The 19,020-nt window shown below is 35.9% G+C and carries 15 protein-coding genes; 14 read left to right on the forward strand and 1 reads right to left on the reverse strand.

Annotated features, from left to right (window positions below):
• Window position 1 precedes the first annotated feature (1 nt).
• From infB to hemW, 5 genes are all read left to right on the forward strand, one after another.
• On the forward strand, window positions 2–2,557 hold the full coding sequence (infB, locus tag OL233_RS00695) for a translation initiation factor IF-2 (RefSeq protein WP_275470454.1): 2,556 nt from the start codon (window positions 2–4) through the stop codon (window positions 2,555–2,557).
• 27 nt (window positions 2,558–2,584) lie between these two features.
• Window positions 2,585–2,935, forward strand: coding sequence for a 30S ribosome-binding factor RbfA (gene rbfA, locus OL233_RS00700; RefSeq protein ID WP_126831016.1), 351 nt, complete (start codon window positions 2,585–2,587; stop codon window positions 2,933–2,935).
• A 125-nt stretch (window positions 2,936–3,060) separates the two neighbouring features.
• A complete protein-coding gene (truB, locus tag OL233_RS00705) occupies window positions 3,061–3,978 on the forward strand; it encodes a tRNA pseudouridine(55) synthase TruB (protein ID WP_275470455.1) in 918 nt (305 codons plus the stop codon).
• A 19-nt stretch (window positions 3,979–3,997) separates the two neighbouring features.
• Window positions 3,998–4,939, forward strand: coding sequence for a riboflavin biosynthesis protein RibF (gene ribF / locus OL233_RS00710; RefSeq protein ID WP_275470456.1), 942 nt, complete (start codon window positions 3,998–4,000; stop codon window positions 4,937–4,939).
• A gap of 147 nt (window positions 4,940–5,086) precedes the next feature.
• Window positions 5,087–6,247, forward strand: a complete 1,161-nt coding sequence (gene hemW / locus OL233_RS00715; RefSeq protein WP_275470457.1) for a radical SAM family heme chaperone HemW — start codon at window positions 5,087–5,089, stop codon at window positions 6,245–6,247.
• Window positions 6,248–6,629: 382 nt separating this feature from the next.
• On the opposite strand, the gene OL233_RS00720 is transcribed toward hemW, so the two are convergent.
• Window positions 6,630–8,177 (reverse strand): YfcC family protein, encoded by a 1,548-nt coding sequence (locus OL233_RS00720; protein WP_275470458.1) that lies wholly within the window; start codon window positions 8,175–8,177, stop codon window positions 6,630–6,632.
• A gap of 542 nt (window positions 8,178–8,719) precedes the next feature.
• Here OL233_RS00720 and hrcA point away from each other — a divergent pair.
• The 9 genes from hrcA to OL233_RS00765 all read left to right on the forward strand — a co-directional run bounded on the left by hrcA (window position 8,720) and on the right by OL233_RS00765 (window position 18,937).
• Window positions 8,720–9,751, forward strand: coding sequence for a heat-inducible transcriptional repressor HrcA (gene hrcA, locus OL233_RS00725; protein WP_275470459.1), 1,032 nt, complete (start codon window positions 8,720–8,722; stop codon window positions 9,749–9,751).
• 38 nt (window positions 9,752–9,789) lie between these two features.
• On the forward strand, window positions 9,790–10,371 hold the full coding sequence (gene grpE / locus OL233_RS00730; protein ID WP_275470460.1) for a nucleotide exchange factor GrpE: 582 nt from the start codon (window positions 9,790–9,792) through the stop codon (window positions 10,369–10,371).
• A gap of 49 nt (window positions 10,372–10,420) precedes the next feature.
• Complete coding sequence (dnaK, locus tag OL233_RS00735; protein WP_275470461.1) at window positions 10,421–12,253, forward strand: molecular chaperone DnaK; 1,833 nt, start codon at window positions 10,421–10,423, stop codon at window positions 12,251–12,253.
• Window positions 12,254–12,420: 167 nt separating this feature from the next.
• On the forward strand, window positions 12,421–13,575 hold the full coding sequence (gene dnaJ / locus OL233_RS00740) for a molecular chaperone DnaJ (RefSeq protein WP_275470462.1): 1,155 nt from the start codon (window positions 12,421–12,423) through the stop codon (window positions 13,573–13,575).
• A 222-nt stretch (window positions 13,576–13,797) separates the two neighbouring features.
• Window positions 13,798–14,730, forward strand: a complete 933-nt coding sequence (locus OL233_RS00745; RefSeq protein WP_275470463.1) for a metal ABC transporter substrate-binding protein — start codon at window positions 13,798–13,800, stop codon at window positions 14,728–14,730.
• Between the two features lie 131 nt (window positions 14,731–14,861).
• Complete coding sequence (gene alr, locus OL233_RS00750; protein ID WP_275470464.1) at window positions 14,862–15,992, forward strand: alanine racemase; 1,131 nt, start codon at window positions 14,862–14,864, stop codon at window positions 15,990–15,992.
• A 28-nt stretch (window positions 15,993–16,020) separates the two neighbouring features.
• Window positions 16,021–16,467 carry a class Ib ribonucleoside-diphosphate reductase assembly flavoprotein NrdI gene (gene nrdI, locus OL233_RS00755; RefSeq protein ID WP_275470824.1) on the forward strand — a complete coding sequence of 149 codons (447 nt, stop codon included), beginning with the start codon at window positions 16,021–16,023 and terminating at the stop codon, window positions 16,465–16,467.
• A 101-nt stretch (window positions 16,468–16,568) separates the two neighbouring features.
• On the forward strand, window positions 16,569–17,510 hold the full coding sequence (locus OL233_RS00760) for an AEC family transporter (RefSeq protein WP_275470465.1): 942 nt from the start codon (window positions 16,569–16,571) through the stop codon (window positions 17,508–17,510).
• Window positions 17,511–17,587: 77 nt separating this feature from the next.
• A complete protein-coding gene (locus OL233_RS00765) occupies window positions 17,588–18,937 on the forward strand; it encodes a DEAD/DEAH box helicase (protein WP_275470466.1) in 1,350 nt (449 codons plus the stop codon).
• Window positions 18,938–19,020: the final 83 nt, after the last annotated feature.

The following is a 19,020-nucleotide window of genomic DNA, read 5'->3' on the forward strand; positions in this document are numbered from 1 at the left end:
CATGGGTAAAAAAAGAATTTATGAATTAGCTAAAGAATTAGATCAATCAAGTAAAGTTGTGGTTGATAAGGCTCATTCACTTGGTATGGATGTTAAGAACCATATGGGTTCAATTAGCGGCGACCAAGAAAAAGAACTAAGACGTGCATTCGGCGGAAAAGCTAAACCAGCTACTACGCAACCAGTCCAGTCTAACAAAGCAACAACTGGCAATAAATCTGAGGTTAAACAACCTCATGCTTCAAAAAATACAGATCAAAGAAAAGGAAGTACAAAGGCACCAGCAAAACCAGCGCAACAACGTGCCAATACACAAAACTCTATGACAAATAAACCAACTAATTCTTCCGCTCAAGGAAAAACAAGCCGTCCACAAGGACAAAACAATACAAATAACAAACGTCCACAAGGGCAAAATAACACAAATAGCCGTCCGCAAGGTCAAGCTAATACAAACAACCGTCCTCAAGGACAAAACAACACAAATAGCCGTCCGCAAGGTCAAGCTAATACGAACAATCGTCCACAAGGGCAAAACAACACAAATAGCCGTCCGCAAGGTCAAGCTAATACAAACAATCGTCCGCAAGGTCAAGCCAATACAAACAACCGTCCACAAGGTCAAGGAAATACTCAAGGCGGTCAAGGTAGCAGCTATCAAGGACGTAATAACAATAACTATCGTGGTGGTGGCCAAGGTGGCTACAACAATAACCGCAATCGTTATAAAAAAGGACGCAAGAAACAATATCCAGCGTCAAATAAACCTGCTGTTCCAGCACGTAAATTTAAAGAATTACCAGAAGTTTTAGTTTATACAGAAGGTATGAACGTTGCAGAAATTTCTAAAAAAATCTACCGTGAGCCAGCTGAAATCATCAAAAAATTATTCATGATGGGTGTTATGGTTAACCAAAACCAAGCACTAGATAAAGAGACAATTGAATTATTAGCTGTTGATTATGGTATGGAAGCAGAAGAAAAAGTAGCGGTTGACGTTGCTGATATCGATAAATTCTTCGAACCAGAAGCTTTAGTAGAAGAAAACTTAGCAACACGCCCACCAGTTGTAACTATCATGGGTCACGTCGATCATGGTAAAACAACATTACTTGATACATTACGTAACACAAAAGTTACTGATGGCGAAGCAGGTGGAATCACTCAGCATATCGGTGCTTACCAAATTCAAGTAGACGGTAAAACAATTACATTCTTAGATACTCCAGGACATGCGGCTTTCACAAGCATGCGTGCACGTGGTGCGAGTGTTACTGATATTACAATCTTAGTAGTAGCAGCTGATGATGGTGTTATGCCACAAACAATCGAAGCAATTAACCATGCGAAAGCGGCAGATGTGCCAATTATCGTAGCAGTTAATAAGATTGATAAACCAGGTGCTAACCCTGAAAATGTTATTGGACAATTAAGTGAACACGGTCTTATTCCAGAAGCTTGGGGTGGGGATACAATTTTTGTTGAAATCTCAGCAAAACATAACACTAATATTGAAGAATTATTAGAAAATATTCTATTAATTTCTGAAGTTCAAGAATTAAAAGCAGATCCAACTCAACGTGCTATCGGTAGTGTTATCGAAGCTCGTTTAGATAAAGGTAAAGGTCCTGTTGCAACATTGTTAGTTCAACAAGGAACATTACGTGTAGGAGATCCTATCGTAGTAGGTAATACTTTCGGACGTGTTCGTACGATGACAAATGATATTGGTCGTCGTGATAAAGAAGCTGGCCCAGCTACACCAGTAGAAATCACTGGTCTTAATGATGTTCCTCAAGCAGGCGATCGTTTTGTTGTCTTTGAAGATGAGAAAACAGCTCGTCAAGCAGGGGAAGAAAGAGCAAGCCGTGCTTTATTAGAACAACGTAATACAAACACTGTTGTAACATTGGACAACTTATTTGATAGCTTGAAAGATGGCGAAATCAAAGATGTTAATGTTATCATCAAAGCTGACGTTCAAGGTACTGCAGAAGCTTTAGCTGCAAGTTTACAAAAAATTGAAGTTGAAGGCGTACGTGTTAAGATTGTCCATTCAGCAGTTGGTGCGATTACTGAGAGTGACGTAACATTAGCTCAAGCAAGTGGTGCGATTGTTGTTGGATTTAACGTTCGTCCAACAATTCAAGCGCGTCAACAAGCAGAGCAAGATGAAGTAGATATTCGTTTACACAGTATTATCTATAACGTTATCGATGAAATCGAAACAGCAATGAACGGTTTATTAGAACCTGAATTTGAAGAAAAAATTACAGGTCAAATGTTAATCCGTGAAACATATACAGTATCAAAAGTTGGAACAATTGCAGGGTGTTATGTAACTGATGGTTCAATCAAACGTGATTGTGGCGTTCGTTTAATTCGTGATAACATTGTTATCTTCGAAGGTAAACTAGCAAGCTTGAAACGTTTCAAAGATGATGCTAAAGAAGTTAAAATGGGATTTGAATGTGGTGCGATGATCGAAGACTACAATGATATCAAAGTTGATGATGTGATTGAAGGATTTGAAATGGTCGAAATCAAAAGAAAATAAGTCCTAAGAAAGAAATGAGGGAGTTTCATGGCTAAATTTCGTGATAGACGAGTCGGTCAAGAAGTTCAACGTGAAGTCAATGATATTCTTCAAAAACGTGTACGTGACCCACGCGTCCAAGACGTAACGATTACAGATGTGCGTGTGACAGGTGATTTACAACAAGCGACTATTTATTATAGTATCCTCTCTGATAAAGCTTCTGATATGCAGAAAGCTCAAAAAGGATTAGATAAAGCGACTGGTTTAATTCGTAAAGAATTAGGCCAACGCTTACGTATCTATAAAACGCCTGAATTAATTTTTGAGCGTGATGAATCAGTTGCTTACGGTAACAGAATTGATGAATTGATTCGCAATTTGAACAAAAATGATTAATAAAAAACCAACCTAGTCATAACTAGGTTGGTTTTTTTGTTGAGTAAGAAAAAGCGAGAAAGTCAGTAATAAGGCGAATAATATGCTATAATAAACGGGTTATTAGAAAAAAGTGAGGTAACGACATGGACGGAATATTACCATTATGGAAAGAACGTGGCATGACGAGTCATGATTGCGTATTTAAATTAAGAAAAATACTAAGAACTAAAAAAGTGGGACATGGCGGAACGCTAGACCCTGATGTTGATGGTGTATTACCGATTTGTATCGGAAAAGGCACTAAAATTATTGAATATATTCAAGACAGTGGTAAAACATATATTGGCGAAATTACATTAGGCTATTCGACAACAACTGAAGATGCGAGTGGTGAGATTGTTGACCGCCAAGATGCACCAATGGATTTGACGACAGAAGAGATAGACAAAGCTATGGCAGAAATGGTAGGAACAATTACTCAAGTTCCGCCGATGTATTCAGCTGTTAAAGTAAATGGTAAACGTCTTTATGAGTATGCAAGAGAAGGATTAGAAGTAGAGCGTCCAGAGAGAAAAGCAGTAATCGAGTATTTTAATCGTACAACTGAACCTGTATTTAATGAAGAAGAAAAAACAGTGTCATGGCGTTTTGAAGTAGGGTGCGGTAAAGGGACTTATGTCAGAACGTTGTCAGTCGATACGGGTCTTAAATTAGGTGTACCTGCTCATATGTCTGACTTAACTCGTATTGGTAGTGGTGGATTTAAGGCGGCTGATTGTTTAACGTTAGCTCAAGTGGCAGAAAAAATGGAACAAGAAGAGAAAGACTTCTTACAACCTATTGAAAAAGCGATGACGATTATGCAGCGATTGGATTTAACAGGTCAACAGTATTCAGTTGTAAAAAATGGTGGCTTCTTGATGAAATCAACATTACCAGATAATTTAGATTACAGTGACTTGATCGCAGTGCACTATAATAATTTGCTAGTAAGTATTTATGGGGAACACCCAAATAAAAAAGAAGTGATTAAACCAATAAAAGTATTACGAAATGAGTAATTAAAGGGAGTCGTTTGACGTGGAAATAATTGAAATTCATCATCCGTATAATGAGAGCCAATTACCAAAAGAAGAGGTCGTATTAGTTTTGGGCTTCTTCGACGGTGTTCATCGTGGCCATCAGGCCGTTATTAATCGTGGTAAAGAGGAAGCGAAAGCTAAAGGGTTAAAGCTTGCTGTTATGACATTTAATCAGCATCCCTCAATTGTTTTTCAAAAAATTGACCCTACAACGATGACTTATTTAACAACAGTTGAACAAAAAGCAAACCATATGGAAAAATTAGGTGTTGATATTTTATATGTGATTGAATTTACATCATCATTTGCAAGTCTAAGTCCACAAGCATTTGTTGACCAGTATATGGTTGGCTTACATGCTAAAAGTGTCGTAGCAGGCTTTGATTACACATATGGACCACGTGATATTGCGACTATGGCTAACTTACCTAACTATACGCAAGATAGGTTAGACGTGATTACAGTACCTAAATTAGAAGACCATGATGTTAAGGTGAGTTCTACAGAAATAAGAGACTTTTTAGCCGCAGGAGATATGGAAAAAGCCACTGAATTTTTAGGCTATATCTATAGTATTGAAGGAACAGTGGTTCACGGTGATGCGCGTGGTAGAACATTAGGTTTCCCAACTGCTAATATAAAGGTATCTCATCTTACTCGTCTACCTCGTAAAGGCGTTTATGCAGTAAAAATAAAAGTAGCAAATAAATGGCATGAAGGAATGGCTCAAATTGGTCGAAATATTACCTTTGAACCTGGACGTGATATTACAGTTGAAGTAAATATTTTAGATTTTAATCAAGATATTTACGGTGAGCAGGTAGCTGTCGAATGGTACCATTATCTTCGTGATGAAATCAAATTTGATGGAGTTGAGGGTTTGATTAAGCAACTTAATCAAGATAAAGTTGATACAGCTGAGTATTTCTCCACTCTTTAATAGTAAAAGCATGAAGCTATCTTAAGTTTCATGCTTTTTTGTTGTTATAAAATAAACGACATCAGGAGCGCTCTTATGGAAAATATGTTATTCTAATAAGATAGGATAGAGTAATTAAACTCTAGAGTGAAAAGGAGATAAGTGCGTATGTTAGATAAAAAAATAACGCCTTTAGATAAAGTATCAGCGTATATACATATTCCGTTTTGTGAGCATATTTGCTATTATTGTGATTTTAATAAAGTATTTTTAAAAGGGCAACCAGTGGATGAATATATCCAAGGCTTATTAAAAGAGATTCGTTTAACAATAGAAAAGTATCCCTGTCAAGTTGTGGACACCTTATATGTGGGCGGTGGAACGCCAACTTCTCTGACTGCCTCTCAATTAGATGTGTTATTAAAAGGACTACGTGATTTATTACCCTTTGTTGAAGGAAATGAATTTACTGTAGAGGCGAACCCGGGAGATTTAACAGAAGAGAAATTAACGGTGATGAAGACACATGGTGTGAATCGTTTATCTATGGGCGTTCAGTCTTTTGACGATAGACTTTTAAAAAAAATAGGACGCAAACATTCGGCTCAAGATGTATACGACACAATGAAAATTGTTGAGAAGTCTGGATTAGACAATGTAAGTATTGATTTAATCTATGCGTTACCGGGTCAGACATTGGAAAATTTTGAAGACACGTTGGATAAAGCCATTGCTTTAGGACTGCCTCATTATTCGATGTATTCTCTTATTTTAGAGAACAAAACTATCTTTAATAATTGGGCAAGACAAGGTAGATTGAATTTACCGACAGAGGATATTGAAGGGGATATGTTTGATTTAGCAGCTGAAAAAATGGATAAAGCAGGCATCTTTAAATATGAAATTAGTAATTTTTCAAAACCAGGTTTTGAAAGCAAGCATAATTTAGTATATTGGGACAATCAGCATTATTACGGATTTGGGGCCGGAGCCAGTGGCTATTTAGGAACAGAGCGTTACCGTAATCATGGTCCGATCCAACATTATTTGCAACCTTTACGAGAAGATAGATTACCGATTATTGAAACGGAAGAACTCTCTCGTAAACAAATAATTGAAGAAGAAATGTTCTTAGGTTTAAGAAAAATCGAGGGTGTGTCATTGGCCTCATTTGAAAATAAGTTCGAACAACCACTTGAGACTATCTATGCTTCTGTTTTACCAAAATTAAAAGAAGAAGGATTAATTAAAGAAGAACAAGGCTTTATCCGTTTGACCGATAAAGGTTTAATCTTAGGTAATGAAGTCTTTCAAGAGTTTATTCAATAGAAAAAGCCAACCCAATTTTGGGTGGCTTTTTCTTTTTTTCTAGAGATAAAAAGTATATTATTTTTTATTTAATGAGTACAATACTGTCATTTAAAAGTAATAAGCTAAATAGAGAATGTAAAGAGAAACTAAAAATCCTATTATGATGATAGTAAATGACAAGTGGAAGTATAGGGTAGTTAGGTTGATAAGGGAGGCTAACACTAAGAGTAATGAAGAGGAGATACTGTTGATAGATGTTGGTTGTTTAAGTTTCATATCGCCACCGCCTTTTTCTGCAAGTATAGCATGAGGGATGAGGGGGCATAGGTTTCTTTTTTAGACAATTAGACAACTAAAAAAGACTAGAACAAGTTGTTCTAGTCTTTTAATACTTTTAAATTTAGATGTAAACTCCAACACCTAGTAAGATAATAGCAAGTGCACCAATTGCAATCATAAGTGGTGTAACAAATTTCAACCATTTATCGAATGAAATGTTAACCATTGCAAGTGACGCAAGAACTAAACCAGTTGGTGTGATGAATGAAATGATTCCTTGACCCCAGTTATAAGCATCAACAATGATAGCACGGTCGATACCTACAACGTCTGCAAGTGGAGCCATAACTGGCATTGACAGCACAGCTAAACCTGAAGATGATGGGATGAAGAAGCCTAATAGGATAAATACGAAGAACATCACAGTTGTAAAGACAACCCCACTCATGTGAGAAACGCCATTACTTAACCAGAACATTAATGTATCACTAATTTTAGCATCTTCCATGATGATTGTAACCCCGCGGGCTAAACCAACTACAAGAGCAACTCCTAGTAAATCAGACGCACCGGTAATAAATTCACCGACAAATGATTTTTCATCAAGACCACTAATAGCAGCCATGATAAACGTAACGCCTAAGAACAATGCTGAGATTTCAACGAATCCCCAGCCCCAATCTTTAACACCGAATACCATGATAACAAATGAAGCAGCGAATACTGTTAATAGAATTTTTTTACGAACATCGAAAATTAGTTCTTTTTCATCAACAGTTTCTTTTAAGAAGTGTGCTTCTAACTCTTCTTTTTGATCGAAGATTAATGATTCAGAAGGGTTCTTACGAACACGTTCAGCGTAACGAATAGTGTAAGCAATACACATAATAGTTCCGACAACTAACATGATTAAGCGTAAGCCCATACCATCAGTAAAGTTAATACCTGCAGTGTTTGAGGCAATAACAACTGAGAACGGGTTAACCGTAGAAGCCATCGAACCGATAGAACTTCCTAAGTAGATTGTGGCAATCGCAACAAGGGCATCATAGCCTGCAGCCATGAAGATTGGTACTAGGATTGGGTAAAAAGCGACAGTTTCTTCTGCTAATCCGAATGTTGTACCTCCAATAGCGATTAAAGTAGAGATAATGATGATTAACCATTTTTCTTTACCTTTTAAACGTAATGATAAAGCATTCATACCAGCATTGAAGGCACCTGTTTTATTGATAACCCCAATGATACCACCTAAGATTAAGATGAATGTTACAATCTCAATTGATTGAGCAAGACCTTGGATAGGGGCATGTAAGAAATTCTTAACTGCTCCAAATACGCCAGGGCGTTTTTCGTCTAACTCTTTGTAGCTACCAGGTACTGCTACAGGTTTTTTGATCGAACCGTCTTCAAATTTAGAGATATCGATTTTGATATCTTTATTTTTTAAGAACTCTTGATCAGCAGGAACAGTGTTAGCCGCATCCTTTTTAGCATCTTCTTCAGTCATACCAGCTGGAACGATTGTAAATGTCTTGTCGTCATTGTACTGAATCGTTTCAAATTTACCGGCAGGAATGAAATAAGTTAGTCCCATAACTAATAATAATACGATTAAAATGACAGTATAGGCCGATGGGAAACTAAACTTTTTTTTCTTTTTCTCCATAAAATTAACAACTCCATTCATTATTTTTTCTGTCTCATACATTATAGGTGGATTTCAAGGATTGGACAACCATTTTATGAGTATTATTAATTTTAAATGAGAATAGTGGTCGAGTACTCTATTAATAGTGGATATAATTAATAGAAACCTGTATTTATATACATTAAACGTATGAAAGACTAATAAATTACCATAATAATGAAGCGCTTTCCTAGTTGGTGTGACGAGTGAATTCTCATTTATGATAAATGGGTATTATTTGTATGTTTTTTTGAATTATATTAAAATTAAAATGGGAAACAAATGAGCTTGTATAAAAATGTAATGGTTTTTATGAGTCAATTCAAGAACCATTTATTAGAAAAAGAAAATATTTAAGCCTGACAATATTATAATATAGTAGAAAAAAATTTAGCAGTCGTAGGTATAGAGTGCTAAAAAAAGAGTGTAATCTGTTGACAAATAAATAAAGGGTTGGTATAGTTATACTTGTAATTAGCACTTAGGTGTTTCGAGTGCTAACATAAAAGAGGTGAGTGAGGATGCTAACAGAACGTCAATTAAATATATTGGGTTTGTTGATCCAAACGTATACCTCGTCTGGTGTACCAGTCGGATCGAAGACACTTGTTGATGCAGGTATCAAAGCAAGCTCTGCTACAATCAGGAATGATTTAAGCACACTTGAGGAAGTTGGATTTATCGAAAAGACACATTCATCCTCAGGTCGTATTCCATCTGTTAAAGGTTACAGGTATTATGTAGATAACTTGTTAAAACCTTCTGAGGTAAGTAAACAGGAATTATCTCTAATAAAGGGTGCCTTTGGTCAAGAATATCGAGCAATTGATGATATTATTGCAAAATCAGCACAAATTTTGTCCGACTTAACGAGTTACACAGCTTTTTCATTAGGACCAGAAGTAAAAGAGCGAAAGTTAACAGGATTTAGAGTTGTACCACTTAATAATCATCAGTTAATGGCAATTATCGTGACAGATCGAGGAAATGTAGAAAGTCAGGTTTTTACAATACCAGACGGCGTTTCTGCTGAAGATATTGAAAAGATGATTAAGATTATTAATGACAAATTAGTGGGTCAGCCTTTATTAACTGTTTATCACAAACTCCGAACTGAAATTCCAATGATTCTTCAAAAGTATTTCCATAGTCCAACAGGGATTATGACACTGTTTGATACGATTATGGGTCAAGCTTTTGAAGAAAGGGTCTTTGTAAGTGGCAAGATGAACTTACTAGATTTGGATGTGTTATCAGATGTGTCGCAGTTTAAATCTGTTTATTCTTTGATGGATAATACAGATCAACTTACGGCATTAATTGCGCCAACAGAAGCAGATATTGATATTAGGATAGGGAATGAACTTGAAAATGATTTACTAACTAATATGAGTTTAATAACAGCTTCTTACGAAGTAGCCGGACATGGTAAAGGAACGATTGCTCTTTTAGGGCCAACGAATATGTCCTATGAAAAAATGTTAGGTCTTGTTGATGCTTTTAGAACAGAATTGTCACAAGAATTAACTGACTATTATCGACTATTAGAGTGACCTTAAGTTAATAGGGTTAGAGAAAGGGAGTTAAGAAATTGACTGAAAAGCATGAAGAAGTAGAAAAAGAAGAAGTAGTAGAGACGGATGAGGAAAAGCAAGCTAAAGTAGATGCTATCTTGAACGGTGAAAAAACTACTGAGCAATCTGAAGAAGAAACAGTTGAAAAATCTACTGAAGAATTATTACGTGAACAACTTTCAGAAATGGAAGATAAATATTTACGTGCGCAAGCAGAAATTGCTAATATGCGTAATCGTAACATTAAAGACCGTGAAGCAGCAGCTAAATATCGTTCGCAAGATTTAGGTAAAGAATTATTACCAGCTATCGATAACTTAGAGCGTGCTTTACAAATTGAAGTAACAGATGAACAAGGTGAAAGCCTTAAAAAAGGAATCGAGATGGTAATGGAAAGTCTATTACATGCCTTAAAAACGGCTGGTATCGAAGAAATTCCTGCTAAGGGTGAAGTTTTTGATCCTAATTTACATCAAGCTGTACAAACAGTACCTCTTGAAGACGGACAAAAACCTGATGAAATTGTTCAAGAATTACAAAAAGGTTACATCCTACATGATCGCGTCTTAAGACCGAGCATGGTTATGGTTGCACAATAAATTAGATTTGTTAAAAAATTAAATTCACATATAAAAGGAGAACGACATTATGACTAAAATTATTGGTATTGACTTAGGAACTACAAACTCTGCAGTAGCTGTATTAGAAGGTGGAGAAGCTAAAATTATTCCAAATCCAGAAGGTAACCGTACAACTCCTTCAGTAGTATCATTCAAAAATGGAGAAATCCAAGTAGGGGAAGTTGCAAAACGTCAAGCCGTTACAAACCCTAATACAATCGCTTCTATCAAACGTTACATGGGTGAAGCGGGTTATAAAGTAGATGTTGAAGGAAAATCATACACACCACAAGAAATCTCAGCGATGACGTTACAATACTTAAAAGGTTTTGCTGAAGACTACTTAGGTGAAGAAGTAACAAAAGCTGTTATTACTGTTCCAGCTTACTTCAATGATGCGCAACGTCAAGCAACTAAAGATGCTGGCCGTATTGCTGGTTTAGAAGTAGAACGTATTGTAAACGAACCAACTGCAGCAGCGCTTGCTTATGGTTTAGATAAAACAGATAAAGAAGAAAAAGTATTAGTATTTGACTTAGGTGGCGGTACATTTGACGTTTCTATCCTTGAATTAGGAGACGGCGTATTCGATGTATTATCAACAGCTGGTGACAATAACTTAGGTGGGGATGACTTTGATAACAAAATCATCGATCATTTAGTTGCAGAATTCAAAAAAGAAAATGGTATTGATTTATCACAAGATAAAATGGCAGTTCAACGTCTGAAAGACGCTGCTGAAAAAGCTAAAAAAGATTTATCAGGTGTATCAAGCACTCAAATTAGCTTACCATTCATCACTGCTGGTGAAGCTGGACCTCTTCATTTAGAATTAAACTTAACTCGTGCTAAATTCGATGAATTAACAGCTGATTTAGTAGAAAGAACTAAAATTCCAGTACGTCAAGCACTTAAAGATGCTGGTTTAACTCAATCAGAAATTGATGAAGTTATTTTAGTTGGTGGTTCAACTCGTATTCCTGCAGTTGTAGATGCTGTACAAAAAGAAACGGGTAAAGATGCTAACAAATCAGTAAACCCGGATGAAGTAGTAGCAATGGGTGCTGCAATCCAAGGTGGCGTTATCACTGGTGACGTTAAAGATGTTGTATTATTAGACGTTACACCATTATCATTAGGTATCGAAACAATGGGATCAGTATTTACTAAATTAATTGATCGTAATACAACTATTCCAACAAGTAAATCACAAGTCTTCTCAACAGCAGCAGACAATCAACCAGCAGTAGATATTCACGTGTTACAAGGTGAACGTCCAATGGCAACAGATAACAAAACGTTAGGTCGTTTCCAATTAACTGATATTCCAGCTGCTCCACGTGGTGTGCCACAAATCGAAGTAACATTCGATATTGATAAAAATGGTATCGTAAACGTATCTGCTAAAGACTTAGGTACTCAAAAAGAACAAACAATTACAATTAAATCATCTTCAGGTTTAACAGATGAAGAAATTGATAAAATGGTGAAAGATGCTGAAGCAAATGCTGAAGCGGATAAAGCTCGTAAAGAAGAAGTGGACTTACGTAATGATGTAGATGCTTTATTATTCTCAGTTGATAAAACTTTAGGCGAATTAGAAGGTAAAGTTGACGAAGCTGAAGTTAAAGAAGCAGAAGCAAAACGTGATGAATTAAAAGCTGCAGTTGAAGCAAATGACTTAGAACAAATGAAAACTAAACGTGACGAATTAAACGAAATCGTTCAAGCGTTAACAGTTAAATTATACGAACAAGCTGCTGCTGCTCAAGGTGCTGCTGAAGGTATGGATCCAAACGCTGCTCAAGGTAGTGCAGATGATGTTGTAGATGCTGACTTTGAAGAAGTAGACGACAAATAAGAGTGATTTAGGAAAAAGCCAAAGCACCTCGCTTTTGGCTTTTCCTACTTATTGAGGAAGAATATGTATTTAGTTTAAGTAGACTGTTTAGGTATCTCTAAAATTATGGTATGCTAATGAAGTTGAAGACAAGCTAACTAATCTAGAAAAGATGTGGAGGGAAACCCATGGCAAAACGCGATTATTATGAAGTGTTAGGTGTGTCCAAGGGCGCGACAGCGGATGAGCTAAAAAAAGCTTACCGTAAACTGTCTAAAAAATATCATCCAGATATTAATAAAGAAGCTGACGCAGAAGATAAATTCAAAGAAATTTCTGAGGCTTATGAGATTCTAAGTGACCCTCAAAGAAAAGCTGCGTATGATCAGTATGGTCATGCGGGTACAGATCCAAACTACGGCGGAGGCGGCGGTTTTGGCGGCTTCAGCGGTGGAGGAGCTGGTTTTGGTGGGTTTGAAGATATATTTGAATCATTCTTTGGTGGTGGCGGTCGTTCATCTAATCCGAACGCGCCAAGACAAGGGGCTGATTTACAATACTCATTAGACCTAACGTTTGAAGAAGCAGTTTTTGGTGTTGAAAAAGTGATTAAATTCAACCGTGAAGACAGTTGTAAAACATGTGATGGTACCGGTGCTAAACCAGGGACATCACCTGTTACATGTTCTAAGTGTCATGGACAAGGAACAATCCAAGTTGAACGTCAAACACCACTTGGTCGTATGATGACACAACAAACGTGTGATCAATGTGGTGGTAAAGGACAGACTATTGCCTCACCATGTAATGACTGTCACGGAACAGGTCATACAAAGAGCAAACACAGCGTGAAAGTAAATGTTCCTGCTGGTGTTGAGGACGGTCAACAAATGCGTTTATCAGGACAAGGTGAAGCAGGAATCAACGGCGGACCGTATGGCGATTTATTCGTAGTATTCCGTGTTGAAGACAGTGATATTTTTGACCGAGATGGTTCTGAAATTTACTATGATTTACCAGTAAGTTTTGTTCAAGCAACGCTTGGTGATGAAGTAGAAGTACCGACGGTTCACGGTAAAGTGAAATTAAAAGTGCCAGCTGGTACACAGTCAGGTACAACATTCCGTCTAAGAGGAAAAGGGGCAACCCGTCTTCGTGGAACTGGAACTGGTGACCAACAAGTAACGGTTAAAATCATTACACCTAAGAATTTAAATGATGCTCAAAAAGAAGCATTAAAAGCTTTTGCTAAAGCTGGTGGCGACCAAGTTCCAGATGAAGAAGAAGGATTCTTGGATAAAGTAAAAGATGCGTTTAGTTTCGATCAAAAACGTAAAAAATAAGAATATGTCTCTTAAAAAAGAGAACAAGTTGAATATTTTTGACTTGTTCTCTTTTTTTGCTATTAAATTTATGAAATTTGATCTAATAAAGCTAATTTATTTTTCTTGCATTTGTAAATCAATATGGTATACTTCTAAAGTGTAATAGTTACGGTTTACGAATGCGATGTGGTGAGCAAATAAATTGTGAGTATTACATCAGTTAATAAAGGAGGAAGAAAAATGAAAAAAATAGTAAGCCTTTTATCACTAGCTGTTTTAGGATTAGTTTTAACAGCTTGTGGTTCTAATGAAGAAAAAACTAAAGCATCAGATAAATTACAAGTAGTGACAACCTTTTATCCAATGTATGATTTCACTAAAAATATTGTAGGGGATAAGGCTGATGTAAGCATGCTGATCAGCGGTGGAACAGAGCCACATGATTATGAACCAAGTGCGAAAGATATTGCACGCATTCAAGATGCAGATGTTTTTGTTTATAATTCAAACGAAATGGAAACGTGGGTAGAGAGCGTTTTAGCAAACATTGATAAGAAAAAAACAAAAGTAATTGAAGCAAGTAATAGTATTGAATTAATGGAAGGATCTGAACCAGAAGAAGACAAAGAGGCGGATGATAGTCATGAGCATGGTTTAGATCCTCACGTTTGGTTAAACCCTGTTCTTGTGAAGAAAGAAGTTGCTGCTATTAGTGATGGGATTATTGAGGTAGATGGAGATAATAAGACGACGTATGAAGAAAATACAAAGAGCTATCAAGATAAATTATCAGAATTGGATAACACGTTTAAAGAAGCTTTTAAAGATGCAAAAAAACGTGAGTTTGTTACGCAACATGCAGCTTTTGGTTATTTAGCAAAACAGTATGATTTAAACCAAGTGTCAATTTCAGGGATTTCACCTGATCAAGAACCGAGTCCTAGCGAATTAGCTAAAATTGAAGATTTTGTTAAAAAAAATAAAGTTGATTATATTTATACGGAAGAATTAGCCTCAAGTAAAATTGCAGAAACAATTGCAAATGCCACAGGGGCGAAATTAATTGATCTCAATACACTTGAAGGATTATCAAAAGAGAAACAGAAATCTGGTAGTGATTACATCAGTGAAATGAAAGAAAATGTGAAAGCATTACAACAATCTATAAAATAAAGAAAAAGCCGTTCGATATTATCGATCGGCTTTTTTAATTATTACTTAAGGCCAATAGAAAAAACTAGTAAATTTTACTTGTAAGGCTTACTATATTAGAATAGATATAGAATTTTATAGGGGGCTTTATCATGGCAGTAGGTTATCTAAGACCGACAAAAGGCGTCGTAAATTGTCAGGCTATTTATAATAATATTAAAGCAGAGCAACAACACATCAAAAATAATGCGGAGATTTATGCTGTGGTAAAAGCAAATGGTTATGGACATGGCGCTGTGAAAGTTGCAGAGGTCGCAAAAAAAGCAGGAGCAACCGGATTTTGTGTGTCAATCTTAGATGAGGCATTAGAGCTTAGAGAAGCAGGGTTTAAAGAGCCAATTTTAATTCTTGGTGTAGTTGATCCTCGTTACGTTTATCATGTCATTAAAGAAAATTTATCATGTGCGGCAATCAGTTTAGAGTGGTTAGAAGCAGTCTTGGAAGAATGGCCAAAAGAAGAAGTTGGTAAATTAGCCATTCACGTAAAAATTGATACAGGTATGGGACGTTTAGGATTACGTACAGAAGAGGAAATGAAAGAAGTACTAGACTTTTTAGAAAAGCATCCACAATTTTATTTAGAAGGGTTATTTACTCATTTTTCTAAAGCGGATTCTGCGGATGAGTCACATTTGAAGGTTCAACAAGAGCGATTTTCAAAAGCAATTATGATTTTTCCAAAAGATATTCCTTACGTTCATACGTCTAATTCAGCAACAGCTTTATGGCATGACAATTGGAAATCGAATTTGATTCGTTTAGGAGCTTCAATGTACGGTCTTAATCCATCAGGTAAAGAGTTGAAAACACCTTATAAAATTGAGCAAGCCATGTCTGTTATTACAGAGATTGTTCAAGTGAAAAAAGTACCAAAAGGGGAAGCCTTAAGTTATGGTGCGACCTATTATACCAGTGAAGACGAATGGATAGGAACACTACCAATAGGGTACGCTGATGGCTTTACTCGTGATTTTCAAGGGTTTGAAGTCTTGGTAGATGGTGTACGATGTCCGATAGTTGGTCGAGTATGTATGGACCAATGCATGGTGAAATTACCTAAAGGCTATCCAGTTGGTACAAAAGTTGTTATTTTTGGTCATGATCGAAAAGGAAATAGTATTTCGTTCCAAGAAGCTGCTGAATATATTGAAACGATTAATTATGAAATACCGTGTGTCTTATCAGAAAGAGTGCCACTTGTTTATGTTAATGAGTGTGATTAAATAAAGTTAAAGGGGTCAGAAAATGTCAATCCATATTTTATTTTTTTCAATATCAGGAAATACTCGAGCTTTTGTCAAAAAATTAAGCGAATATGCGATAGCTTGTCATGAAGAGGATGGGTCTAAGCCAGTAGTGACATTTAAAGAGATTACAGATGACAGTTTATTTGAAGAAATGCCAGAGCCTTTCTTTGCCTTTGTTCCTACCTATTTAGATGGTGGAAATGGTGCAGAGAATGGCACAAACGAAATTATGACAAATACATTAAGCGAGTTTATCGAGTTTAAAGATAATCGTCGAAAATGTCTTGGAGTAGTTGGGAGTGGGAATAAAAACTTTAATTGGCAGTATTGTTTAACAGCTAAGCAGTATGCAGAGCGATTTGATATTCCTATGGTAGATGATTTTGAGTTAAGAGGGACACCGACAGATGTTGAAAGAGTGTATCAAAATTTAGTTAAATATGTAGTATAATAGAAACTTGTAAAATGGTGAATAACACATTTTACAAGTTTTTTTTGGTTCGTTAAATGTTATACTTGTGAGATAGATTACTAAATGAAAGAAGGAATTTGATGTTAGAGTCGTATTTAAACATTATGGTTGTATTTGCACTTGTTCTGATGGGGTATATTTTGTCATGGAGAGGGATGTTTGATAAAAACTTGATGGGGGTATTCTCAAACCTTGTTTTGACGATAGCGTTACCCTTTAACATGTTTTTAAATATTATCGAACGATTTACTAGAGATGAATTTTTAAGTTTATTCAAAGGGATGCTATTACCAGCACTTTCGATTATTATTACTTTTGGAATTAGTTGGGTTTATGCACGTTTAACTAATGTTGAAATTACAAGACGTGGTGTTTTTAAAACGATGTTTACCGCATCCAATACCATATTTATGGGCTTGCCGATTAATTTAGCTATTTTTGGAGAGGTATCGGTACCGTACGTCTTACTTTATTATATTTGTAATACAACATTCTTTTGGACAGTTGGGATTTATTTAATTTCTGGAGATAGTCAAGATCCGACTATTGAACAAGTTAAGATGGATCCATTAGGTGTTATTAAATTATTGTTATCACCAGCGATGTTAGGCTTTATTATTGGTTTAATTTGGATGTTACTAGGTATTCCAGAAATCCCAGTTTTAACTAAATTTGCAACACATTTAAGTAATTTAACAACACCAATTTCGATGTTTGTTATCGGAATGATTATTTATCAAACAGGGATTAAAAATCTCCGTATGACAAAAGATACATTCGGTGTTTTACTTGGTCGTTATTTAATATCACCATTAGTTGTAATTGTATTATCTTGGTTCATCCATGTACCAGATTTGATGTTAAAAGTTTTTATTATACAATCAGCGATGCCGGCTCAAAATACAATGCCAGTTTTAGCGGAAAGATATGGAGCAGATGCTGAATTTGCAACGACAACACAAGCTTATACATTCATCTTGTATCTCTTCATTATTCCGATATTAATCGCGATAGTTCACTAAAACCTTAGATATAGCTGTTATTCTGTGCTATAATGCTACAGTGCAGATATTTTAGAGAAGAGGAAGAGGTGACCATTTTGGGAACATTTAAACAATTTAATTTAAAAGCTTATTTAGAAGAAGCTTTAAAGGATAAAGGGTTTGTTACACCCACTGAAGTCCAAGAAACATTAATACCTGTTATTAAGAAAGGCCGTAGCGTTGTAGGCCAATCACAGACAGGTTCAGGAAAAACACACACATTCTTATTGCCATTAATGGATAAGATTGATCCATCTAAAGATGAGGTCCAAGTACTTGTAACCGCACCAAGTCGTGAGCTAGCTAATCAAATTTATGAGGCAGCTGTTCAATTAGCAGAACATAGTGAAGAAGAAATTCGTGTCGGTCGCTATGTTGGAGGAACTGATAAAAAACGTCAAATCGCTAAATTACAAAAGCAACAACCGCATATTGCAATTGGAACACCAGGTCGTGTGCTTGATTTGATGAATGAAAAAGCGTTAGGTACGCATACTGCTACAGCATTTGTTGTCGATGAAGCGGATATGACCCTTGATTTAGGATTCTTAGAAGATGTTGATAAGATAGCATCAAGTTTGCCTGGAAACTTACAAATGTTAGTTTTCTCAGCAACTATTCCAACTAACTTGAAGCCTTTCCTTAAAAAATACATGGAAAATCCTGTTATTGAGCATATCAAACCTAAATCAATTATTTCTGATTCAATCGATAACTGGTTGATTTCAACTAAAGGTAAAAATACAAATCAATTGGTTCACCAAATTTTAACTGTTGGTCAACCGTACCTTGCTATTGTATTTGCTAATACAAAACAAAATGTTGATGATATTGCAAATTACTTAAAAGCTCAAGGCCTGAAAGTAGCAAAAATTCATGGTGATATTTTACCTCGTGAGCGTAAACGTGTCATGAAACAAGTTCAGAATCTTGAATTCCAATATGTTGTTGCTACAGATTTAGCTGCTCGTGGGATTGATATTGAAGGTGTTTCTCATGTTATCAATGCTGAAATTCCAAATGATTTAGATTTCTTTATACACCGTGTTGGTCGTACTGGACGTAATGGTATGCAAGGAACTGCGATTACGCTCTATGACCCAAGTGATGAGCGAGCGATCAATGATTTAGAAAAATTAGGCATTCATTTCACACCTAAAGAAATTAAAGGTAAAGAAGTGGTAGATGGTTATGATCGTAACCGTCGTACGAAACGTGATCGTACTAAAAAAGAACTAGATATTGAAATGATTGGTTTAGTTAAGAAAAAGAAAAAGAAAATCAAGCCAGCATACAAGAAAAAAATTGGTTGGGTTATTGCTGAGAAAGAGCAAAAGACACGTAAGATTGAACGTCGTGCTCAAGCTCGTGCAATGAAGAAATCAAAAAAAACAAAACGTAAATAAATTAAAAGTTGTTTTATGCCTAGCATAAAACAACTTTTTTTCTTAAGATTCAAGTAGATGAATTAAATTTAATTGTTTTTATT

The organism is Vagococcus proximus (assembly GCF_029143285.1).
Taxonomy (GTDB): domain Bacteria; phylum Bacillota; class Bacilli; order Lactobacillales; family Vagococcaceae; genus Vagococcus_D; species Vagococcus_D proximus.